This is a genomic window from Acinetobacter sp. YH12070 (assembly GCF_013419625.1).
GTDB classification, from domain to species: Bacteria; Pseudomonadota; Gammaproteobacteria; order Pseudomonadales; family Moraxellaceae; genus Acinetobacter; species Acinetobacter amyesii.
Genome location: NZ_VOZT01000015.1, coordinates 12,335 through 33,347, shown reverse-complemented (window position 1 = coordinate 33,347; position 21,013 = coordinate 12,335). Strand labels below are relative to the sequence as shown.

Sequence of the window (21,013 nt, the reverse complement as noted above, 5' to 3'; positions counted from 1 at the left end):
CTCCTTGAAATAGATTGGTCTGGGCGGGCTGAAATTACATCTGAAAACCAACATCAGAAGAACTATCACCAGCCCGTAAACAAGTGCCATATTGTGATTAAACTAAGCGCTTAAGTCAAGTCTTGACATGCTTTGACAACATTTTAGATGCAGAAAAATTTTAAAGAAAACGTTAGATTAGTCTAAAGTGATTGAGATTGTATGAAAAATGACTAAAAGTATAGAGAATGCGATTGTCATCGGAGCAACAGGATTGGTCGGGCGGGAATTGGTTCGTCAGCTCAGTCAAAATACAGGATGTAAGAATATTACGGCTGTGGTACGTCAGCGTGACCATGAACTGAATGGACTGGCAAAAGTTCAACAAATGGTGATCAGTGACTTTCTTTCTCTGACTCAGGATGATGTGAGAGATTATAGTCATGCCTTTAGTTGTTTAGGCTCGACCATTAAAAAAGCAGGGTCTAAAGATAATTTTTATCAAATTGATTTTAGCATCAATGCGCATTTTGCTGAATTATTAGAATATACAGAAACCCATTTGATCATAGTTAGTGCTATGGGCGCTGACGCTAATTCCGCATTTTTTTATAATCGAGTCAAAGGGGAATTGGAATATTATTTAAAAACCTTAAAGTTAAATCAACTTTCGATATTAAAGCCTTCGCTGTTACTTGGTGAGCGTCATGAATCGCGACGTTTAGAAGATGCGACACAGAAACTTTATATGCGCTTTTCGCATTTTGTACCTGACCGTTTTAAATTTAAGCCAGTGACAGCACAGCAAGTGGCTCATACTATGGTCGAGGCGGCACAAACTCAGACTGAAAAGTTCGAGATTTATGATAATTTACGCATACTAACAATTAAATGAGGGAAATACCGTGTCTACAGTTCCATTCGTCACCTGTGATTTACTTGATGATCATTCAGATAAAGAATTACAAGTGGTGATCCCGTCGTTGGATGGTAAATTCTTTCAAAGTTATGGTGCACGAAAAAGTTTTGGCGGTCAGGTGATGACGGTCAAATGTTTTGAAGATAATTCTCGTGTTAAAGAATTATTGGCAACCGATGGTACGGGTAAAGTATTGGTTGTGGATGGTGGTGCGTCGATGCGCTGTGCCTTGATGGGTGATATGATTGCTGAATCTGCAGTTAACAATCATTGGAATGGCGTCATTATTTACGGCTGCGTGCGTGATGTTGATGCGATTGCCGAACTTGATTTAGGTGTGCATGCTTTGGCTGCGATTCCACAAAAAAGCAACCGCAAAGGCGTGGGTGAAACAGATATTCCATTAAGTTTTGGTGGTGTAAACATTCAGTCTGGTGATTTTATCTATGCTGATAATAACGGCATCGTTGTTTCAAAAGAGCAATTGGTTGCTTTATAAGCGTATTTGAATTTTTAGTCGTGGAATGAAAGCGTAATTCTTGCTCATACACGACGATATAAATGTGAAAAAGAAAATACAAACATCAGCTGAGGACTCTCGGCTGTTGTATAAAAATACCAAATAAAAAAAGAAAGGAAAAAGTATGTTGTTGCATCAATTAAAAGTGGCGCAAGCGTTGCTCTCAGGCGTAGCAGAAGGCGGACGAGGTACAAATGGGACGCCTTATCCGAAACAACCTGAAAAAGCCCTTAAACTGTACGAATTTGAAGGGTCTCCCTATTGTCGTCGTGTACGAGAAGTACTAACCACACTCAATTTGGATTATGAGGTCTACCCATGTCCCAAAGGGGCTAAAAAGTACCGTTTAGACGTGCAAAAATTGGGTGGAAAACAGCAATTCCCTTTCTTGGTGGATGACAATACTGGGGATCGTTTGTACGAATCTCAGCAAATTATTCATCATTTATTTAAACATTATGGCAAAACAGGTCAGACTCCTAAGAAATATGCCAGTTATCCTAAAATTCCGTATGTTGCTTATGTTGGAACCTTAATTAATGGGGCTCAAGGCGTGTGGGTGCAGCGTAAAGTTATCCATCGTGATGCTCCAAGTCAACTCTTAGAACTATGGGGTTTTGAAGCGAGTCCATATACACGCATCGTACGTAGCGCATTGTCTGAAATGGAATTGGCATATACCTTTCATAATGTGGCTAAGGAACGTTGGCAAGATCAGGGATTAGCGGTAATGCGCTTAAAACTGGGTAAATATGTACCCCTGAAAGGTGGTAAGCGTGAACAAGTGTTAAAAATCATGGGGAACAATATTCAAGTGCCATATTTGAAAGATCCTAATACTGGTGTAGAACTTTTTGAATCTGAAAAAATTGTAAAATATCTGAAGAAGCAATATTTGAGCTAATCTCACTCAAGTTTAAGCTAAGTGCAGTGTATAGTCAGACTGATGGCTATACACATATTGTAATGTTAAATGGATTTAAAATTAGAAGAAAAATGCATCATAGCTGCATCAATTGAATTAGAATAAATTATTAAAAATAAGAAATTTACTTAATTATAGGGATATCCTAAAAGGATTAAACTCATTAATGTAAAAGACATTTCATTTTTTCGGGGGAAGTAAATCATGTCACCACAAGAAGTCATACTGCCCGTACCGGTGCTCGTCGTTGAAGATGAGGAAATTATTCAATTACGTTTACGTCAAATTTTGACAGAGCTAGGTTATAAGCGTGAAGAGCTTATCTTCACCAAAAATGTTAAAGAATCTATTCAAGCCGTAGAGACCCAACCGATATCCTTAGCCTTAGTTGACTTAGGTTTGCCTGATGGTAGTGGTATCGAAATTATTGAAAAAATACGTTCCCTCGAAAGTAATACCATGATCTTGGTTGTCTCTGCATGGAGTACACAAGAAAGCTTATTTGCTGCGATTAAAGCAGGCGCAACAGGCTATGTATTAAAAGAACGTGATGATGCTGAAGTACTTTTATCTATTCGGAGTATTTTACGTGGTGGGGCGCCGATTGACCCATTTATTGCACGAGAAATCCTAAAACAAATATCTGAAGCTGAAGCACCAAGTCCAGAACAAACAGTCGCCGATGAAGCAGACTTAAACCTGCTGACCAGTCGTGAAAAAGAAATTTTATGTTTGGTTGCTCAAGGTTTGAGTAACCGTGAGATTGCTGAACAGCTTTTTGTATCACGCTATACCGTAGAAAGCCATATTAAACATATTTACCGAAAATTAGCCGTAACGAAACGAACCAAAGCCGTGAGTACAGCAAGATCTATGGGTATTCTATAATGCGTAAAGGAGGATATTTTTTCTTATTTATCCTCTGTTTAGCATGGGGGAGCTTGAGTCATGCAGAGCAAGTATTCCCTGTAAATGATCAATGTAATGTAACTGTGAATAGTGTTTCACGAGTCAAAACACCATCCAATCAGGAATTACCCAGGACGGGATGGAAAACCACGCAATTACCTGACCGTTGGAAAGAAGATAAAGACTGGGAAGGTTATCAAGGTGGTGCATGGTATAAATTAGACTGGTCTTGGTACTGTAAAAATAATGCCCGTTTGGCAGAACCGATCGCACTATATGTTGATTACATCGTTAGCACGGGTTCAGTATTTCTTAATGGCGACTTGCTGTGGACCAATAAAAACCTTCAAGAGCCTGTGTCTAAAAGTTGGAATGTTGCACATTATTGGATTTTACCGATAAGTGGAATCAAACATGATCATAATGAAACTTTGATCTATGTGTATGGCTACTCGAGTCTAAATGCAGGATTAGGACCAGTTAAATTTAATAATGTAATGGCAACGTTGGAGCAGGCCGAAGAAGCCACATGGACACGTCGAACCATTTTACAGTTAAATATTTTTCTTTCCGGGGTCTTGGGTCTAATTTGCTTCATTATTTGGTTGATGCGTCGCAGTGATACGAGCTTTGGGTGGTTTGCGCTTTCAACCGTGTTATGGATTCTATTTATCAGTAATGCACTGACCACTGAAACCTTTCCATATCCAAATTCGATTTTTTCCACCAAAGCCAATTTGATATTTTCAATGCTGTACTTTCAGTGTTTTAGCATCTATATCTTGCGCTTTGTTGGACGTAAATTTCCGCGAATTGAATTGTCCTGTACTATGCTCACTGCGGCTCTGATTGGTGTAGTGTGTATTTGGCCATTTGAACAAAATGCGGAAATTTCGAGCCTCATTTTCTTATTATATTGCATCCTCTTTTTTATCACTTACATTTATCTTTGCTGGATTAGTTTTAAAGAAAAACGTAGAGACTACACTTTATTAGCAATGTGTATGACTGCGATCATTGTGATTGTTATTGCAGACATCACAGCCTTGGTATTCTTTCCAAAAGAAGGTTTTACACCGTTATCTCCCTTTACTTCACCGATTATTACCCTATTTATCGTGGTGATTTTGGGGGCGAGGCTCAATCGTAATATTCAGAAAATTGAAAAATATAATGATGATTTGGCATTTGAAGTTCAGAAAGTCAGTGATGAATTATGCAGTAGCCTAAACGATAAACATCAGCTTGAACTCAGTAATGTACGCCTACAAGAACGAATTAAATTATCACATGATCTACATGACGGTCTGGGCGCATCTATTGTGCGCTCGATGATCTTGGTTGATCAGTGTGAAAGTAATATTCCAAACAGACAGTTCTTGTCGATGTTGAAATTACTACGCGATGATTTAAGGCAAATTATTGATAGTGGATCATCTTTGGACAGCAAAGTGCCAGATTCACCTTTGCTCTGGATCGCACCAGTTCGACATCGCTTTAGCCAGTTGATGGATGAAGTGGAAATGAATGCCAAATGGTGCATTCCTTCGCAGTGGGCGATCAAACCAATGGCAATTCAGTGTCTGACTTTAATACGAGTGATTGAAGAAAGCCTGACCAATATTGTGAAACATAGTCAAGCAAATCATGTCAATGTGACGTTGTCACAGTTCGAGAATGGCGCATTGCTATTAACCATTGAAGATGATGGTGTCGGTTTCGATGTTGAGAGTGTTTCAAATCATGGCATGAGTATTGGGATGCGAAGTATGAAAATGCGTGTAGAGCGTATAGGCGGAAATTTCAAAATTCATTCTCAGCAAGGCTGTACGATTATTCATACAGAAATTAATTTAAAATCAGCTGCATAATAATATGTTGAAATAATAAAAATGATGATCAATTCGATATTAAATAATCTAAAGCGCATTGCATTGTTCTGCTGTGTCACTTTTATCCCTGCTTGTGGTTCGCAGGATCAAGCGCCTAAACCGGGTGAGTATGGGCAGATTTTGTTCCAACAAGCAGTGTTAAGCACCGAAGAAATTCAGCAATTACTTACAGAAAGTCAAAGCGATACAAATGCATTAAACACTAAAAATTTTGCAGTGGATTACACTGCGACATCGAGCCAAAACCCATATCGTGCAGTCTTGTTGGTCAAAGGTAGGGCAATGACCAGTGGTGAGGTATCCGTTAAATTTCAAATTGATAACTACAATGCCGCTATTCAACAAACCTCAAGCAATCTCATGCAAATGGACGCAGGTGTTGATCAGATTGAACGATTAGAAACATTAGATGCAGGACAAGATTTTAACTTTGTTATGGACGGTGCGCCTTTCTCAGTCAATGCTGCCAATGATCCAAATAGTATGACCAGTCAACTGAGTTTGTTAGAGTCAAGGAATGTGGAGTTTCAAAGTATTGAATTACAAATTTGGCAAGGCAAAGGTAGTCAATACGGCGTAATGCGTTATCTTTGGTTTATTGGATTGGTGTTATTGATTGTATGGGTTTATCGCGTCATCGTGGAGAAAAAAGCCGATCAAGTCGAAGATTTTTTAAATCGTAGAAAGCGAAAATAATGCTATTCAGTAGCATAAAAAGGGAGCGTGACGCTCCCTTTTTTATTGATTTTATTCAGCTTCTGTTGGGACGAGCATGAGTACAGATTCATTTAATAGCATGGCAATATCTTCTAAAATATCAGCATCATATAAAGATTCGTCTAGCGCTAGACTTTGACCATCGGCAATGGTTTTTAAATGCAATGCAAATTCGTCTGAGATACAGATTCCTTCACCATTTGCCCAAAACAAAATATCACCATCTTGCTCTGTGTAAAGTAAGCGTGAAGCAGGTTCTAACATGAGTTGATAGCCTTGATCTAGAGCTTCCTCTAAATCACCAGTGCCGATTTCTTCTGCTTCAGGAATATTGTCAGGATATTTAGGTTCTGACATTAAGCTCATGATTGCATCTTCAAGTACGGTTGAATTTTGCAATTGTTCAAATAACTTTTCTTTTAAATACTCAAGTTCATTTTCAGTCACTTGGCCAATCGCACTGATTTGGTCACGTAAAATGTCAGTTAATGGATTTTTAAGTAGAGGATTGTCTGTGAATTTGTCTGTCACTCGATCCATCATTTCAGTGACATTTGGCATGCGGAAGCCAAATGAATACGTCAGACATTCATCTTCAGCTACGCCATAGTGTGATAGGCCTGGTGGTACATAAAGTAAGTCGCCGGGAGCAAGCACTTCATCAAAATGAACGTCCATTTCTGGCAGTAAGCGAAGCGGTTGACCTTCGACAAATGAAGTATCTGCATCACACATCTGACCTAATTGCCAACGGCGGTGACCATAGCCTTGTACGAGGAATACATCGTAAAAATCAAAATGTTGTCCGACAGAGCCACCTTTTTGTGCATACGACACCATGATGTCATCACGACGCCATTGCGGAATAAATGAAAACTGCTTCCATAGCTCGGCTAGGTCAAAAGAATAATGATCGACAGCTTGAACCAATAAAGTCCACAGTTTCGGCATTTTTTGAAAATCGGCTTTAAGTAGTGGAGAAGATTTCACTGTCCATTGGTTAGGATCACGATCTTTTTGTTTGATGAGACGTGCAGTGACGTTATCTTCTAAAGCCAATTCAAGAACGTCTTTCGGTTCAAGTATTTGGGCAATTTCAGGGAGTGCATTACGAACCAATAATGGTTTTTTTTGCCAATATTCGGCAAGGAATTGTTCAGCGCTGATGCCGCCGAGGATGTTAAGAGAATGAGCCATAGCTAAATACATACAATTTCAATGGATATATTGTCCCTTGAGATTCCTGTTTTTAGCAAGGCTCTATTTCATTAAATTATTTCGATTAACTTGAGACTATCTTAAAGGATTGTCTTTGAGATATTGCATGACTAATTTTTCAACCTCCAAATCATAGCTATTGGCAGCAGCCGTTGTCGCTGAAAATTTCATGAATTGCTCAAAATGTGCATTGGTGTCAATTTTAGTATTTTCTTTGTCAGACATTAATTTGAAATGATTCGGCATGACTTTTGCCATCATTTCAACATTTTCGGTTTGTAGTTTTAGAAGTTTTTTCACTTCAACTGTTTGTGGTTGAATGCTTTCAAATTTTTGTTTGCCTAGAGCAACCAGTTTATTGATTTGTTGTTCTGGTGAGTTACTCCCACCGGTTTTGGTTTTAATGCCTAGCTGTTGAATGATTTGCTCCTGCATTGCAGCGCCTTGTTGTTCTAATTCAGCATAGATAAATTTATATTGAACCCATTCATTGACTAAGTTTTTATTGTATTGCTGAGAGTTGGTTACAGTTTGATTCACTGTATTGGTATGACCGTTTGTCGAACAAAATAGAAGGCTAATGCTAATGAGGCTAGATGAAAGTAAATTAAACGTTTTCATGTTTTCAGTTCTTGGTTGTAATAAATAAGTAAGTGACTTTTTAATCATTAGCCCATAAAGAGCTAATGATTTGCTTATTATGCTGTTACAGATAAAGATTTTAAAATTATGGGACTAAGATCTTAAGCTCACGCAAAATATTGCAGAGTTTAATCATCGGCATACCCATGAGTGTAGTTTGGTCTTGCCCGATCATTTCTTCAAATAAGCTAATCCCTAAGCTTTCACATTTAAAACTGCCAGCGCAGTGTAGCGGCTGTTCAACCTGAACATAACGTTCAATTTCAGGCAAGCTAAGTTTGCGAAACTTCACTTTATAGTGCTCGACAAGGGTTTGTTCAAAACCTGTTGATTTTTGTTGGACACTGAGTGCTGTACTGAAATAAACGATTTTGTCTGAATTGGCTTGAAGCTGCTTAACGGCTTTTTCATCGCAAAGCGGTTTACCAATAAAAATATCTGGTGCGCCTTCGCGCCATGCGACTTGGTCAGAACCAATCACAATTGCGTCTGGGTGCTGGTTTGCAATCGCAGAAGCTTTTTCAAATGCCAGTCGCTTCGCTAACTCATCGGCGTGGTTCTCACCGCGAGGTGTTTCGTCTATATCTGGTACGATTGAGTGGTAATCAATCCGTAAACGGTCCATCAGGTCTTTACGGGTTTGGCTGCTAGAAGCCAAAATGATTTTGGGAGTACTCATTACACTGCATATTCCATAAGTACATCAAGCGGTACATAAGACAGCGCCGCTTGGTGACACGCTTGTATTTTAATAGGTGGGGCAAATCCTTCTTGATACGCTTCCACCCAGCGAGTCACACAGATACACCAGAAGTCACCAGGTTGTAGTCCTGGAAAACCAACTTCGGGTAAGGGTGTGATTAGGTCATTGCCAACTTTTTGGGAAAAGTTTAAAAATTCAGATGTCATTTGTGCACACATCGTATGCTGACCAAGGTCTATTGTTGCTGTATGGCAAAAGCCATTTCTAAAATATCCGGTAATCGGATCAAAACAACAGCTTGCCAAGGGTTCGCCTAAAACATTTAAACGATTAATATTTGGGTCTGGATGAATCGACATAAGCGCTGAATCTTTATAAGGCTTTTCGCTATCATAACAAAACTTTGGCTCTACATAGCTTTTCTGCAAAAGAAGCTAACGTTTTTCTGCATAATCATTTAAAATCGTCGCGTTTTGATATCAATAAAAGAGAGTAATGCATGAACTTTCAGCGTATGACTGACCTAGATTTGGCGGGTAAACGTGTTCTGATCCGTGAAGATCTTAACGTACCAGTTAAAAATGGCGTGATTACAAGCGATGCACGTTTACGTGCGGCGTTGCCAACAATTAAAGCAGCTGTAGAAAAAGGTGCTGCTGTAATGGTGTATTCACACTTAGGTCGTCCTGTTGAAGGTGAGCCTAAAGCAGAACAGTCTCTAGCACCTGTAGCTGCTTATTTAACAGAGGCGTTGGGTCAGGACGTTCAACTGATCACTGACTATTTGGACGGTGTTGACGTTGCGCCAGGTCAAGTGGTTTTACTTGAAAACTGCCGTTTCAACGTGGGTGAAAAGAAAAACAATCCTGAATTATCTGCTAAATACGCAGCACTTTGTGATGTTTACGTAATGGATGCATTTGGTACGGCTCACCGTGCAGAAGCATCGACTGAAGGCGTAGCACGTTGTGCAAAAGTGGCTGCTGCAGGTCCTTTACTTGCTGCTGAGCTTGATGCACTAGGCCGTGCACTTAAAACTCCTGCAAAACCAATGGTTGCGATTGTTGCAGGCTCAAAAGTTTCGACTAAATTAGATGTATTAACTTCACTATCTGACATCTGTGATCAATTGATCGTGGGTGGTGGTATTGCCAATACATTCTTAGCTGCTGCAGGCTTCAATGTTGGTAAATCACTTTGTGAAAATGACCTGATCGACACAGCAAAAGCCATTGCTGCAAAAGTATCAGTACCACTTCCAACAGATGTTGTTGTTGCTGATGCTGCTGAAATTGATTTTGCTGACTTCCTTGGTTCATTAGCTGCTGCAAAAGCTGTCGTGAAAAAAGTTGAAGATGTAACAGACAACGACATGATTTTGGATGTAGGCCCTGAAACTGCAAAAGCATTTGCTGAGATTTTGAAAACGTCAAAAACTATTCTATGGAATGGTCCAGTAGGTGTGTTTGAAGTTGATCAATTCGGCGAAGGCACCAAAGCATTGTCTTTAGCGATTGCAGAATCTGAAGGCTTCTCGATCGCGGGTGGTGGTGATACGCTTGCTGCAATTGATAAATATGAAGTTGCAGACAAAATTGGTTACATCTCGACTGGTGGTGGTGCCTTCCTTGAATTCGTCGAAGGTAAAACACTTCCTGCTGTAGCGGCGCTTCTTGAACGTGCTTAATGAAGCATTATCAATAAGATAATACAGTATTAAAAAAGGTTGGCTTCGGTCAGCCTTTTTTATGGTCCATTCATTTTGCCGTCATCAAAGTGCAATATTTCTGCAATAAAATTCATCGCAACACCTAATTCGCAGTAGTAGGAAACAACGATGAACTTAAAACTTGCACTTGCTGTACTTTTAATCGCTCCATTAACTTTGACAGCTTGTGCTAAAAAAGAGTCTGCACCAACGGAATCAGAAGCATCTGCTGTTGCCGTAGATAATGCTCAAACAACGCCAGAACAACAAAAAGCCATTGATGAACTTGATAAGCCAGTATTGGATGAAAAGAATCAAGATGTTCCTGCTGAAATTGCAAATGCACCTGCAGACGAAGCAACAGCTGACGCTGAAACAGCCGCTTCAGCAGCAGCAACTCACTAAGATTGTTGTCTTTATTTAAAAAGTCCCTGCAAATGCAGGGATTTTTTTTTAAATAGTGTTATTTGTTGCTGAATTGAAATGATTGAGCATGTAGAATATGCGGCATTACCTGGGAGGATATTATGGCTCTTATTTCATTGCGCCAGCTCTTGGATCACGCCGGCGAACATGCTTACGGCGTACCAGCATTCAACGTAAACAACTTAGAACAAATGCGTGCAATTATGCTTGCAGCAGATGCAACAAATTCACCTGTAATCGTACAAGCATCTGCGGGTGCACGTAAGTATGCAGGCGCTCCGTTCTTGCGTCATTTGATTTTGGCAGCAATCGAAGAATGGCCACATATTCCTGTGGTTATGCACCAAGACCATGGTACTAGCCCTGATGTATGTCAACGTTCTATTCAACTTGGCTTCTCATCAGTGATGATGGACGGTTCTTTAGGTGAAGACGGTAAAACACCAACTTCATACGAATACAACGTAGATGTGACTCGTCGTACTGTTCAAATGGCACATGCGTGTGGCGTTTCAGTAGAAGGCGAAATCGGTTGTTTAGGTAGCCTTGAAACTGGTATGGCTGGTGAAGAAGATGGTGTAGGCGCTGAAGGCGTACTTGACCATTCTCAGCTTTTAACTTCAGTTGAAGAAGCGCGTTCATTTGTAGCAGATACTAATGTTGACGCACTTGCAATTGCAGTGGGTACTTCACACGGTGCGTACAAATTTACTCGTCCACCTACAGGTGACATCTTAGCGATTGACCGTATTAAAGAAATTCACGCTGCGTTACCAAATACGCATCTTGTAATGCACGGTTCAAGCTCTGTGCCACAAGAATGGTTGGCTGTAATTAACGAATTCGGTGGTAACATCGGCGAAACTTACGGTGTTCCAGTAGACCAACTTGTAGACGCAATCAAACACGGTGTTCGTAAAATTAACATCGATACTGACTTACGTCTTGCTTCTACAGGTGCTATGCGCCGTATGATGGCTGAAAAACCAGCTGAATTTGACCCACGTAAATTCTTCTCTGCAACTGTAGATGCAATGAAACAAATTTGTATCGATCGTTATGAAGCATTTGGTACAGCGGGTAATGCTGACAAGATTCGTCCAATTTCTTTAGAGAAAATGGTGAGTCACTATAAATAATTTGTCTTGAGATAGATTATTTTTGAAGAAAAGCCCACAATTAAGTGGGCTTTTCTTTGATTTGAACTTAGAAAAATTGCTTTAAATACAACTCAAGAATAAGAGCGTGTCATGGAATTGATCTTTGCTGCCGCGATTTGCAGTGTTCTCGTTTCAGTAATTCTAAAACTATGTCGTGATCGGGGTTTTAACCCTGCACAAATGATCACATGGAATTATGCATCTGCGAGTATTTTATGTTTTCTATGGTTTAAACCGGATCTGGCTCATATTTCGATTAATAAAACGCCGTGGGTTTTAATTGCGGCTTTGGGTGTATTACTGCCGACGATTTTTTATTGCTTAGCACGCTCACTGCAAACGGCGGGTATTTTAAAAACCGAATTAGCTCAGCGCTTATCTGTTGTACTATCTCTTAGTGCAGCATATTTTATTTTCAGTGAATATTTTAATGCCATTAAGCTCATTGGTATTGCACTTGGTGTACTAGCGGTGTTGCTGATTTTATTTTCACAGCGTAAGGGAAGCATTGATGGAAAGCAGGGGATTTTATTTTTATTAAGCGTTTGGGCAGGCTATTCACTGATTGATGTGCTATTAAAATTTGCCTCAGGTTTGGGCATGCAGTTTGCGGTGACTTTAAATATGGTGTTTATTTGTGCATTTTTACTTTCGAGCATTTATAACATCGTACAACACGGCAGTTTGGGGCAGACCAAAAATATCCTCGCTGGATTGGGCTTAGGTCTCTTAAACTTTGCCAATATTGCACTGTATGTGAAAGCCCACATGTTGCTTAAAGACACACCTGCAATCGTGTTTGCTGGCATGAATATTTTGGTTGTAGTTTTAGGTGTGGTTGCGGGCCTCATCATCTTTAAAGAAAAATTGAGAGTCGCAACCGTATTTGGTTTGATTGCAGGGATCATGAGTGTGGTTTGCTTAGCATATGCCATGTCTGTCTAAGATAACTTTTAGCAAAAACGATCGGGTGTTGTAGCAAATCATCCCACTCAGCTACGCCCATGAGCAGTCCTTGATCTCGACAGGTTGGACACTCAGGGCAGTGATGATCAGTATATTGATAAGTATGCAGATACATTTGATGGCAATGACCGCATTCAAACTTCATCGGCATTTGTAGTAAATATGACATGTCCCACCTCTGCTTGAATTGTTGTTTTGATTCAAATTATTCAGCAAAGTTCAGACCAATTTATAAATTTTCTATTTTCACATTGTTGCTAAATATGTCGTTATTAAAAAAGCCCTCGTATTGAGGGCTTTTAGTTTTAGAAGCTTAGTTAACGCGTGAGTTGTTGAAAACGTTGTAAGGTATTTTCAAAATAACATTTACCCACTGCAACGGGGTGTTTTAGGAAATCTTGAGTTTCAATCGTGCCTTGTAACTGACCCGGTTGTTTACAGTTAGGGCAGTTTGGATAGCTATGGAGCATATCGCCAGCATATTTTTGTAAATAAACCGTATTGCACGCTTCGCAATGAAATTTCATGGGTAATTTTATAGCTGTAGGCATAGGGAGAGACCTGAGTATATTTTGAGCAGAATATACTCGATAATTGTTTAAATAATAAGTCCCGAAATGACAAAAAAGAGGCAAAATTGCCCCTTTCGTCGGTTTTATGGAAAGCTTAAAGATGTGTAAAAATTTCTTCAGCATTTAGACGTGATTTAGGTAATTTCGCATTGAAATCATTTTCACTGCGATAGCCTAAAGTCATCAGTACAGAAGGAATCAAGTTTTGTTCAACTAAGCCCAATTCTTCAGAGATGATCGCTTCGTCAAATCCACCAATCGGAGTTGCATCCACACCTTCAATGCCTGCTGCCAAAAGCATTTGACCTAAAGCAATAAATGTTTGGTTTTCAGCCCAACGTTGAATATCACCTTTTACATTACGATAATAATCGACATAACCTGTACGGCTGTCTTTTTGACCTTGTTTGGCTTTGTCATCTTTAAAGCGACCACTACGATCATCCTGATTTAAAAGATTATCTAAATGCTCTGTAGTGATGTCTGCTTTAGTACAGAATAAAATCGTATGTGATGAATCTAAAACTTTTGGGGCATTGTAGGCATATTTTCCTACTAAGGCTTTAGCAATGCGTTGTTTGGCTGCATCATGATCTGCAATAAAAAAATGCCAAGGCTGAATATTAATAGAAGATGGTGCTAAACGGAGTATTTGTAATAAACGCTCAAATTGTTCCTGCGGAATTTTTTTAGCAGGATCATAAGCTTTCGTGGTATAGCGTTGTTTTGATACGTTTAACAGATCCATCGAATATCTCCAGATATAGTTTGCTGTAGTTTAGCGGATAAACGGCCAAATGGTCTAAGGAGAAAATTTTCCAAGGATAGATCTTAGTCGTATATGCTGTACTCAATGGCTAAAAATTAATAGATTTAAGCTGTATGAAGTGCGAATTAGAGTTATTTAAAATCATAAGATAGATAAATGCTATTGGTAGTTTTTGCCAAAAGGCGTTTAATTAATTGTAGTTAATCATAGTTTAAGCATGAGACAGCAGCGATGGATTACACCAATCATTTCAAGAAAAAATTAAAAACCGAACAGCAGATTGGTTTATGGGTCGGATTAGCCGATGCTTATGGGACTGAAATAGCTGCAAATGCAGGTTATGACTGGTTGCTAATTGATGGCGAGCATGCACCAAGTGACTTGCGGACGACATTGTCGCAATTGCAAAGTATTGCTGCATATCCTTCGCAAGCCGTGGTTAGACCTCCAATTGGTAGTGTGCAACTGATTAAACAATTGTTGGATATCGGTGCGCAAACCTTGCTGATTCCTATGGTTGAAACTGTTGAACAAGCTCAACTTATGGTTAAGGCCGTACGTTATCCACCTGAAGGTATTCGTGGAGTAGGTGCAGCATTAGCACGTGCAACACGTTGGAACAGTATTCCAGACTACTATGCAACTGCACATGAAAATATCTGTTTACTGATTCAGATTGAGTCGGTTGAGGGGATTAAAAACTTAGATGAAATACTGAAAATTGATGGCATCGATGGGGTATTTATTGGTGCGGTGGATTTGTCGGCGACGATGGGTTATCAGGGGAATTCGAACCATCCTGAAGTACAAAAAACCGTGATTGATGCAATTCAGCGTATACGTAAGGCGGGTAAAGCAGCAGGTATTTTGTCGACACAGCATGATGTGACTCAGAAGTATATCGAGTTAGGCACAGAATTTGTTGCCGTGGGTGTCGACACCAGTGTGCTCATGAATTCGTTACGTGAGCTTTTATCGAAGTACAAAACTGATACCCCAGTGACGAAATCAGAAGGTGGTTACTAAGCGGTACAACCCTCGTTATATTATTGAATATCTAGGTAGTTAATTTACTCGTTGGTTAAAAAAATTAATTCAAAAATTTTAGCAAAAGTAGTGACATAGAGTATGTATAAGTTCTACTTTTGCTAATCAAAGCGCAATATTGTATACTTCTGCTTAACTCGAAGCGGGTAATGTTCCTGCTTATCTTTTTTATTTAGCTGATTGTGATTTATCTGTATTCAAGCTTATGACTTGAATCATATCTTTGTAACTACAGAATTATTATTCCAAACCCGATTGATTAATCTCTTTGTTCTGTCACAAAAAGCTCACATGTTGAGTAAATCTTTTGAATATTTTAAATACTTGGCAAACTGCCAAAGCCGTAAATGGCGATGAAATTAATGTGAAATTGGTGCCTTTAAAACGTCAACAAAATACCAATGCTGGTTTAATTTGGGTTGATGTTGGGCAAATGATTGAATTAGAAACAGGCGAAACATTTAACCTGAATCTAGATGGCAAAAGCTTCTATACTGGCCCAAACCAGCTATATCGCTTAGCCTAAAAGCAAAAAACAGCAGATCATCTGCTGTTTTTTTTTTGCTTAATTAAAAGTCTACGTTTGCATGGTCTGGATACGTACATTAATCAGATATGATGGTAAGTTTTTCTAAAGTCTAACGATTAGAAAGCTATGGACTAGTAAGACCATATTTTTAATTTTAAATCACTCACAGATGGGCTTTCACCCATCTCTAATATTTGAGCTTGTTCTGCACGCCAGTCCCCTAAAACGATACGTGATTTGCCGTGCACATCATGTATTTGGGGGCGGTGGGTATGTCCATGAATCAGTAGATCGGCTTGCTCTAAAGCCTTTTCTACAGCTTCGGCATTTACATCCATAATGTCATAGGATTTAACTTGCTTGGTTTCTGTACTTTTTTTGCGGAAGCCATTGGCGATTTTTTGTCGAAAGCTAAGCGGTAAGCTCTTTAAGAAACCTAAAAGGAAAGGATTACGAATCACTTTACGAAACTTTTGGTAAGACACATCATCGGTGCAAAGTAAATCACCATGTTCGAGACGAATTTTATAGTTGCCAATGTGGAGATAATCCACGTCTTGTAATAATTGACCGTGAAATTTATCTAAAAACTTTTGACCCAATGCAAAATCACGATTACCTACTTGGAAATAAATTTGATTTCCCAAAGCAGTAAAATCTTTTAGCGCTGCAATGATTTCATCTAACCAAGGGGCAGTGAAGTCATCACCAATCCACGCATTAAACCAATCACCTAAAATATACAGCTGGGTATGTTGAGTTTTGTATTGTTCTAACAAAGCTAAAAACCCCCGAACGAGTCGAGGGTGTTCAGGTGACAAATGTAAATCAGCGATAAACAGATAGGTCACGAATCTTTTCCTTTGAATCTCCCTAAATCCCTCTTTAAAAAAGAGGGACTTTTCCTCCCTTTTATAAAGGGAGGTTAGGAGGGATTCTTATTCAGAAATGATTTTAGCTGATTCGATTACAACGTTCTCTAGAGGAACGTCTGCGTGGTAGCCACGGTTACCAGTGCGAACGCCTTTGATTGCGTCAACAACGTCAAGACCTTCAGTTACTTTACCGAATACTGCGTAGCCCCAACCTTGCGCTGTTTTACCAGTGTGGTTAAGGAAAGAGTTGTTTTTCACGTTAATGAAGAACTGAGCTGAAGCAGAGTGAGGTGCTTGAGTACGTGCCATAGCGATCGTACCAACATCATTGCTTAAACCGTTGTCAGCTTCGTTTTCAATAGAATCGCGAGTTGTTTTTTCTTTGAAGTTTTCATCCATGCCGCCGCCTTGGATCATGAAACCATCAATAACACGGTGGAAAATCACGCCGTCATAGAAACCATCGCGAACATACTGTAAGAAGTTTTCAGCAGTTTTAGGTGCTTTTTCAGTGTTAAGCTCAAGAACAATACGACCTTTATTGGTGTTTAATTCGACTTGAGGAAAACTCATTGTGTAATCTCCTGTACATGGACATGAAAGCCATGGGTTTTTTGGTTGTGAGAAGCATAAGCAAACTGTAAACTACAAGGCAAGTAAAAACGTTACTTTCTTTGTTAAAAATGAAGAAAAGCGTTTTAATTATCCTAATTTTATCTTTATAGAAGTGATTTTATTACCATGAAGCCAAACGATGTTGTTTCATCCCTGCCTAACAATCCGACAACCAAGAACAATGCCCCTGTCGAAGCTGCGCAGCAGGAACAACAGCCAGGCTTAGATTTTGTACGTCAAGTCATTACCGATGATTTATCAGCAGGTCGTACAGAACAAGTTGTAACACGTTTTCCGCCAGAGCCGAATGGCTACCTGCATATTGGCCATGTAAAAGCCATTTGTTTGAACTTTGGTATTGCTCAAGAATTCGCGGGTCTATGTAACCTCCGTTTCGACGATACAAACCCTGATGCCGAAGAACAAGAGTATGTAGACGGTATTGCCAATGACGTGAAATGGCTAGGTTTTGAATGGAACGGCGAGCCACGTTATGCATCGAGCTATTTTGATCAGCTTTACACTTGGGCAGTTCAATTGATTGAACAAGGTGATGCCTATGTGGATTTGCAAAGCCCTGAAGAAATCAAACTAAACCGTGGTAATTTTGTTGAGCTGGGTAAAAACTCACCGCAACGTGATGCTAGCGTAGAAGAAAACTTAGCGCGTTTTGAACAAATGCGTAATGGTGAGTTGGGAGAAGGTCAAGCCGTACTACGTGCCAAAATTGACATGACTTCACCTAACATCCATATGCGTGATCCTATTTTGTATCGTATTTTGCATTCTGAACATCACCAAACTGGTGATAAATGGAAAATGTACCCAATGTACGATTATGCGCATCCATTATCAGATGCCATTGAAGGGGTTACGCATTCACTGTGTACACTAGAGTTTGTTGATCACCGTCCATTTTACGACTGGGTTGTAGAGAAAGTTAAATCACCATCGGTACCACGTCAGTACGAATCAAGCCGCTTAAATGTGGATTACACCATTACCTCTAAACGTAAATTACGTAAATTGGTTGAAGGCGGTTTCGTGAATGGTTGGGATGACCCACGTATGCCTACCGTTGTGGGCATGCGCCGTCGCGGCTTTACTCCAGAAGGTCTACGTGACTTCTGTAAACGTGTAGGTGTAACAAAAGTCGATGGCAGTATCGTAGATGTTGCAATGCTTGAATACTGTATCCGCCAGTCTTTAGAAAATACTGCTTCGCGTGGTATGGCAGTGTTGAATCCACTCAAAGTGACTTTAACCAACTTGCCTGAAGCGATGGATTTGGTGCATGCACGTCATCCAAACGTAGACATGGGTGACCGTATCATTCCGTTAACTCAAGACATTTACATCGACCGTAAAGACTTTGAAGAAGTTGCGCCTAAAGGCTTTAAACGTTTGATTCCGGGCGGTGAAGTGCGTTTACGTCATGCGTATGTGATTAAGTGTGATGAAGTGATTAAAGACGAGAACGGTGAAGTGGTTGAATTGAAATGTTCAATCGACCCTGAAACTTTAGGTAAAAACCCTGAAGGCCGTAAAGTGAAAGGTGTTGTACATTGGGTTTCTGCAAGCAAGGGTATTGCTGCGGAAGTTCGTATCTACGACCGTTTATTCACTGAATCAGACCCTGAAGTGGGTGATGACTTCCTTGCAAACTTAAATCCAGAATCACTTAAAGTGGTTCAAGCGGTCATTGAGCCTGCATTGGCAGAAGCAAAACCTGAAGATCGTTTCCAATTTGAACGTGAAGGTTACTTTGTTGCAGATCAGTTTGATCATACAGCTGAAAAACCAGTGTTTAACCGCATCTTAGATTTGAAAGACAGTTTTAAACCGGGTAAATAAAATCTTAGTTTTTAAAGGGATTCATCTTTGAATCCCCAATAGGTTAAGATCAAGTAGGTTAAGATTAAGCTCAACTTCGGTTGGGCTTTTTTCATGCTTGAGATGGTTCATTAAGGCAGTACAGAGGGGAAATAAGTGATCATTCGAAATAAAAATAATAGCTTTAAACTTTTATTTGCATGGCATGGCACGATACTCCCAAAAGTCATGCCTGCGTTGGCTGTCGTCGTGAGTTTGTCGGCGATTTTGGTGTATCTAAGCGCTGCACACTACCTGAATACGCCTGAAGTTCCAGCCATCGGGTTTACTATCTTTGGGGTGATTCTGTCGATTTTTTTGAGCTTTCGAAATACTGCCTGTTATGACCGTTGGTGGGAAGGGCGCAAGCTTTGGGGCTCATTGATTGCCAATACACGCCACATGATTCGGGATAGTCATGTACTTGAAGATGAGCAAAGAACCGTGTTGATGTACCGCATCATGCTGTTTTGCAATTTGTTACGTGATCGCTTACGCTATGAATCACAAGATATTGCACATTTTAAAGACGGCGTAGCTTTGACGGATCAGCAATGGCAGCAATGCCGAGACAATATCAATGCACCACAGTATTTACTTGAAATTATTCAAAAAGATTTAGTCAAAACCTATAAACAAGGTCAGATTACAGACATTATTTACAGCACGCTCACACGTCATACTGTAGCGATGGGTGATATCCATGCAGGCTGTGACCGTATCATGACCACGCCATTACCATTTTCCTATTCGGTGCTTTTACATCGCGCAGTGTATTCATTTTGTCTGATTTTGCCATTTAGCCTAGAGGCCAGTTTAGGGATATGGACACCTGTCATTGTGGCTTTGATTGCATATTTATTTTTAGGTTTGGATGCGTTAAGTGCAGAACTGGAAGAGCCTTTTGGCTTGCAGGAAAATGATTTACCGCTGGACTCGATTGTACGAAACATTGAGCGTGAAATATTTAGTAGTTTAGAGGTGGATCTGCCACCGCTGATTAAGACTTTTAACAGTAACCTAAGATAAGTTTGGCCTAATTTTCAGATAAATTGGGCGATATGTACCAAGCATACTGATGCTGAAAAAAATCGTCCAAGTGCTGCATAAAGGCCTGTACTTTAGGCGGGACAAAATGTCGATGCGGAATTACCACATAGATTGCTGTGCTTTGAACAGGGATTGCTGGTAGAACTTGGACAAGTCGGCCAGAGAGTAGATCGTCCTCCACATGCCAAATAGAGTGGTTTGAGATGCCTAAACCTGCAAGTGCTGCTTGGCGTACACCTTCACCTGAGTTGATATGAAATTGCCCTGAAACGGGTATTTTTATGCTGTATTGATCTTGGAAGAATGTCCAATATTGCGAAACGCCTTTAGGGTATTTCTGTAAAATGCATTGGTGCATAGAGAGCTCTTCTAGAGAGCGAGGTTCGCCATGTTGCTCGATATAGTTTGGCGAGGCACACAAAATACGACGGTTTAAGCTAAGTGGTTTAGCAATCAGCGATGAGTCTTCTAGTTGACCAATACGTATCGCAACATCGATACCTGCCGAGACCAAATCTAAATTTTGATCGGTCTGTTCAATATCCAAAGTCAATGTTGGATGCAACTTGGCAAAGGCTGCAAATACTGGCCCTAAAATACGATTTCCAAAAACTTCTGAACATGTGATTTTTAATACGCCACTGAGTTGTTGTGGTTCAGGCTGAAATTGGCTCAGTAGCGAATTAAATTGTTCGAGTAAGGGAAATCCTTGCTGCAATAAAACAGCACCTTCCTGTGTTAAATGTAGCTGCCGTGTGGTGCGATGAAAAAGGCGCAGCCCTAAACTTTGTTCAAGTCTGTGTAGACGGCTACTAGCGACAGAAACAGAGAGATTGGCTTCTTTGGCAGCTTGACTGATTGAACCCAGTGCCGCCATTCGTGTGAATAAGTCGAAATCTTCAGTTAGCATTATCAATATAATCAAGAAAGTCTTTCTCGATATTCAGGGTTTTTCTGATAAATATCTGTGCCTATTCTGTGTATAAATTAAACACAGGAA

At 39.9% G+C, this 21,013-nt stretch carries 23 protein-coding genes; 14 read left to right on the top strand and 9 right to left on the bottom strand.

Annotation, left to right across the window (positions count from 1 at the left end):
* Positions 1–208: 208 nt before the first annotated feature.
* The 6 genes from FTU17_RS06270 to FTU17_RS06245 all read left to right on the top strand — a co-directional run bounded on the left by FTU17_RS06270 (position 209) and on the right by FTU17_RS06245 (position 5,840).
* On the top strand, positions 209–874 hold the full coding sequence (locus tag FTU17_RS06270; RefSeq protein WP_180134939.1) for an NAD(P)H-binding protein: 666 nt from the start codon (positions 209–211) through the stop codon (positions 872–874).
* A 10-nt stretch (positions 875–884) separates the two neighbouring features.
* Entirely contained in the window at positions 885–1,397 is a 513-nt protein-coding gene (rraA, locus tag FTU17_RS06265) for a ribonuclease E activity regulator RraA (RefSeq protein WP_180134938.1), read from the top strand.
* 145 nt (positions 1,398–1,542) lie between these two features.
* Positions 1,543–2,322 carry a glutathione S-transferase N-terminal domain-containing protein gene (locus FTU17_RS06260; RefSeq protein WP_180134937.1) on the top strand — a complete coding sequence of 260 codons (780 nt, stop codon included), beginning with the start codon at positions 1,543–1,545 and terminating at the stop codon, positions 2,320–2,322.
* Positions 2,323–2,547: 225 nt separating this feature from the next.
* Positions 2,548–3,231, top strand: coding sequence for a response regulator transcription factor (locus FTU17_RS06255; RefSeq protein ID WP_078188703.1), 684 nt, complete (start codon positions 2,548–2,550; stop codon positions 3,229–3,231).
* Positions 3,231–5,123 carry an ATP-binding protein gene (locus FTU17_RS06250; RefSeq protein WP_180134936.1) on the top strand — a complete coding sequence of 631 codons (1,893 nt, stop codon included), beginning with the start codon at positions 3,231–3,233 and terminating at the stop codon, positions 5,121–5,123. The genes FTU17_RS06255 and FTU17_RS06250 overlap by 1 nt, the downstream gene beginning before the upstream one ends.
* Before the next feature lie 21 nt (positions 5,124–5,144).
* Positions 5,145–5,840: a hypothetical protein gene (locus FTU17_RS06245; protein WP_180134935.1), complete on the top strand. Its 696-nt coding sequence runs from the start codon at positions 5,145–5,147 to the stop codon at positions 5,838–5,840.
* Positions 5,841–5,891: 51 nt separating this feature from the next.
* On the opposite strand, the gene FTU17_RS06240 is transcribed toward FTU17_RS06245, so the two are convergent.
* From FTU17_RS06240 to FTU17_RS06225, 4 genes are all read right to left on the bottom strand, one after another.
* Positions 5,892–7,058 carry a cupin domain-containing protein gene (locus FTU17_RS06240; protein WP_180134934.1) on the bottom strand — a complete coding sequence of 389 codons (1,167 nt, stop codon included), beginning with the start codon at positions 7,056–7,058 and terminating at the stop codon, positions 5,892–5,894.
* Positions 7,059–7,154: 96 nt separating this feature from the next.
* Positions 7,155–7,700: a hypothetical protein gene (locus tag FTU17_RS06235; protein ID WP_180134933.1), complete on the bottom strand. Its 546-nt coding sequence runs from the start codon at positions 7,698–7,700 to the stop codon at positions 7,155–7,157.
* 106 nt (positions 7,701–7,806) lie between these two features.
* Positions 7,807–8,400, bottom strand: a complete 594-nt coding sequence (locus tag FTU17_RS06230; RefSeq protein ID WP_078188699.1) for a nucleoside triphosphate pyrophosphatase — start codon at positions 8,398–8,400, stop codon at positions 7,807–7,809.
* On the bottom strand, positions 8,400–8,783 hold the full coding sequence (locus FTU17_RS06225) for a DUF2237 family protein (RefSeq protein ID WP_180004637.1): 384 nt from the start codon (positions 8,781–8,783) through the stop codon (positions 8,400–8,402). Before FTU17_RS06225 ends, FTU17_RS06230 begins: the two co-directional genes overlap by 1 nt.
* Before the next feature lie 140 nt (positions 8,784–8,923).
* Between FTU17_RS06225 and FTU17_RS06220 the strand changes: the two genes are divergently transcribed.
* The 4 genes from FTU17_RS06220 to FTU17_RS06205 all read left to right on the top strand — a co-directional run bounded on the left by FTU17_RS06220 (position 8,924) and on the right by FTU17_RS06205 (position 12,663).
* Positions 8,924–10,111, top strand: coding sequence for a phosphoglycerate kinase (locus FTU17_RS06220; protein ID WP_168379678.1), 1,188 nt, complete (start codon positions 8,924–8,926; stop codon positions 10,109–10,111).
* Between the two features lie 150 nt (positions 10,112–10,261).
* On the top strand, positions 10,262–10,537 hold the full coding sequence (locus FTU17_RS06215; protein WP_078188696.1) for a hypothetical protein: 276 nt from the start codon (positions 10,262–10,264) through the stop codon (positions 10,535–10,537).
* Between the two features lie 122 nt (positions 10,538–10,659).
* Positions 10,660–11,697: a class II fructose-bisphosphate aldolase gene (fba, locus tag FTU17_RS06210; RefSeq protein ID WP_078193509.1), complete on the top strand. Its 1,038-nt coding sequence runs from the start codon at positions 10,660–10,662 to the stop codon at positions 11,695–11,697.
* A gap of 111 nt (positions 11,698–11,808) precedes the next feature.
* Entirely contained in the window at positions 11,809–12,663 is an 855-nt protein-coding gene (locus FTU17_RS06205; protein WP_180022723.1) for an EamA family transporter, read from the top strand.
* Between the two features lie 338 nt (positions 12,664–13,001).
* Here the strand turns inward: FTU17_RS06205 and FTU17_RS06200 are convergent, their stop codons facing one another.
* Both FTU17_RS06200 and nfsB read right to left on the bottom strand, forming a co-directional pair.
* Complete coding sequence (locus FTU17_RS06200) at positions 13,002–13,235, bottom strand: hypothetical protein (RefSeq protein ID WP_078188692.1); 234 nt, start codon at positions 13,233–13,235, stop codon at positions 13,002–13,004.
* Positions 13,236–13,350: 115 nt separating this feature from the next.
* The gene (gene nfsB / locus FTU17_RS06195; RefSeq protein WP_180134932.1) at positions 13,351–14,004 is read right to left on the bottom strand and encodes an oxygen-insensitive NAD(P)H nitroreductase; all 654 of its coding nucleotides are present in this window, start codon (positions 14,002–14,004) and stop codon (positions 13,351–13,353) included.
* Between the two features lie 252 nt (positions 14,005–14,256).
* On the opposite strand from nfsB, the gene hpaI reads away from it, so the two are divergent.
* Positions 14,257–15,051: a 4-hydroxy-2-oxoheptanedioate aldolase gene (gene hpaI / locus FTU17_RS06190; RefSeq protein ID WP_180134931.1), complete on the top strand. Its 795-nt coding sequence runs from the start codon at positions 14,257–14,259 to the stop codon at positions 15,049–15,051.
* A 328-nt stretch (positions 15,052–15,379) separates the two neighbouring features.
* Positions 15,380–15,598 carry a transposase gene (locus FTU17_RS06185; RefSeq protein WP_111883736.1) on the top strand — a complete coding sequence of 73 codons (219 nt, stop codon included), beginning with the start codon at positions 15,380–15,382 and terminating at the stop codon, positions 15,596–15,598.
* A 134-nt stretch (positions 15,599–15,732) separates the two neighbouring features.
* Here the strand turns inward: FTU17_RS06185 and FTU17_RS06180 are convergent, their stop codons facing one another.
* Together FTU17_RS06180 and FTU17_RS06175 are read right to left on the bottom strand one after the other, a co-directional pair.
* On the bottom strand, positions 15,733–16,452 hold the full coding sequence (locus FTU17_RS06180) for a UDP-2,3-diacylglucosamine diphosphatase (protein WP_180134930.1): 720 nt from the start codon (positions 16,450–16,452) through the stop codon (positions 15,733–15,735).
* An 87-nt stretch (positions 16,453–16,539) separates the two neighbouring features.
* Positions 16,540–17,049: a peptidylprolyl isomerase gene (locus FTU17_RS06175; RefSeq protein WP_078188687.1), complete on the bottom strand. Its 510-nt coding sequence runs from the start codon at positions 17,047–17,049 to the stop codon at positions 16,540–16,542.
* Positions 17,050–17,217: 168 nt separating this feature from the next.
* Here FTU17_RS06175 and FTU17_RS06170 point away from each other — a divergent pair, with 168 nt between their 5' ends.
* Positions 17,218–18,945 carry a glutamine--tRNA ligase/YqeY domain fusion protein gene (locus tag FTU17_RS06170; RefSeq protein ID WP_180134929.1) on the top strand — a complete coding sequence of 576 codons (1,728 nt, stop codon included), beginning with the start codon at positions 17,218–17,220 and terminating at the stop codon, positions 18,943–18,945.
* Positions 18,946–19,080: 135 nt separating this feature from the next.
* Positions 19,081–19,992, top strand: a complete 912-nt coding sequence (locus tag FTU17_RS06165; protein ID WP_180134928.1) for a bestrophin family protein — start codon at positions 19,081–19,083, stop codon at positions 19,990–19,992.
* A 7-nt stretch (positions 19,993–19,999) separates the two neighbouring features.
* Here the strand turns inward: FTU17_RS06165 and FTU17_RS06160 are convergent, their stop codons facing one another.
* A complete protein-coding gene (locus tag FTU17_RS06160) occupies positions 20,000–20,923 on the bottom strand; it encodes a LysR family transcriptional regulator (protein WP_180134927.1) in 924 nt (307 codons plus the stop codon).
* Positions 20,924–21,013 lie beyond the last annotated feature (90 nt).

Coding starts and splice junctions, on each gene's coding strand:
- FTU17_RS06270 (WP_180134939.1), top strand. CDS start 209: ATGACTAAAAGTATAGAGAATGCGATTGTCATCGGAGCAACAGGATTG.
- FTU17_RS06260 (WP_180134937.1), top strand. CDS start 1,543: ATGTTGTTGCATCAATTAAAAGTGGCGCAAGCGTTGCTCTCAGGCGTA.
- FTU17_RS06255 (WP_078188703.1), top strand. CDS start 2,548: ATGTCACCACAAGAAGTCATACTGCCCGTACCGGTGCTCGTCGTTGAA.
- FTU17_RS06250 (WP_180134936.1), top strand. CDS start 3,231: ATGCGTAAAGGAGGATATTTTTTCTTATTTATCCTCTGTTTAGCATGG.
- FTU17_RS06245 (WP_180134935.1), top strand. CDS start 5,145: ATGATGATCAATTCGATATTAAATAATCTAAAGCGCATTGCATTGTTC.
- FTU17_RS06240 (WP_180134934.1), bottom strand. CDS start 7,058: ATGGCTCATTCTCTTAACATCCTCGGCGGCATCAGCGCTGAACAATTC.
- FTU17_RS06235 (WP_180134933.1), bottom strand. CDS start 7,700: ATGAAAACGTTTAATTTACTTTCATCTAGCCTCATTAGCATTAGCCTT.
- FTU17_RS06230 (WP_078188699.1), bottom strand. CDS start 8,400: ATGAGTACTCCCAAAATCATTTTGGCTTCTAGCAGCCAAACCCGTAAA.
- FTU17_RS06225 (WP_180004637.1), bottom strand. CDS start 8,783: ATGTCGATTCATCCAGACCCAAATATTAATCGTTTAAATGTTTTAGGC.
- FTU17_RS06220 (WP_168379678.1), top strand. CDS start 8,924: ATGAACTTTCAGCGTATGACTGACCTAGATTTGGCGGGTAAACGTGTT.
- FTU17_RS06215 (WP_078188696.1), top strand. CDS start 10,262: ATGAACTTAAAACTTGCACTTGCTGTACTTTTAATCGCTCCATTAACT.
- fba (WP_078193509.1), top strand. CDS start 10,660: ATGGCTCTTATTTCATTGCGCCAGCTCTTGGATCACGCCGGCGAACAT.
- FTU17_RS06205 (WP_180022723.1), top strand. CDS start 11,809: ATGGAATTGATCTTTGCTGCCGCGATTTGCAGTGTTCTCGTTTCAGTA.
- FTU17_RS06200 (WP_078188692.1), bottom strand. CDS start 13,235: ATGCCTACAGCTATAAAATTACCCATGAAATTTCATTGCGAAGCGTGC.
- nfsB (WP_180134932.1), bottom strand. CDS start 14,004: ATGGATCTGTTAAACGTATCAAAACAACGCTATACCACGAAAGCTTAT.
- hpaI (WP_180134931.1), top strand. CDS start 14,257: ATGGATTACACCAATCATTTCAAGAAAAAATTAAAAACCGAACAGCAG.
- FTU17_RS06175 (WP_078188687.1), bottom strand. CDS start 17,049: ATGAGTTTTCCTCAAGTCGAATTAAACACCAATAAAGGTCGTATTGTT.
- FTU17_RS06170 (WP_180134929.1), top strand. CDS start 17,218: ATGAAGCCAAACGATGTTGTTTCATCCCTGCCTAACAATCCGACAACC.
- FTU17_RS06160 (WP_180134927.1), bottom strand. CDS start 20,923: ATGCTAACTGAAGATTTCGACTTATTCACACGAATGGCGGCACTGGGT.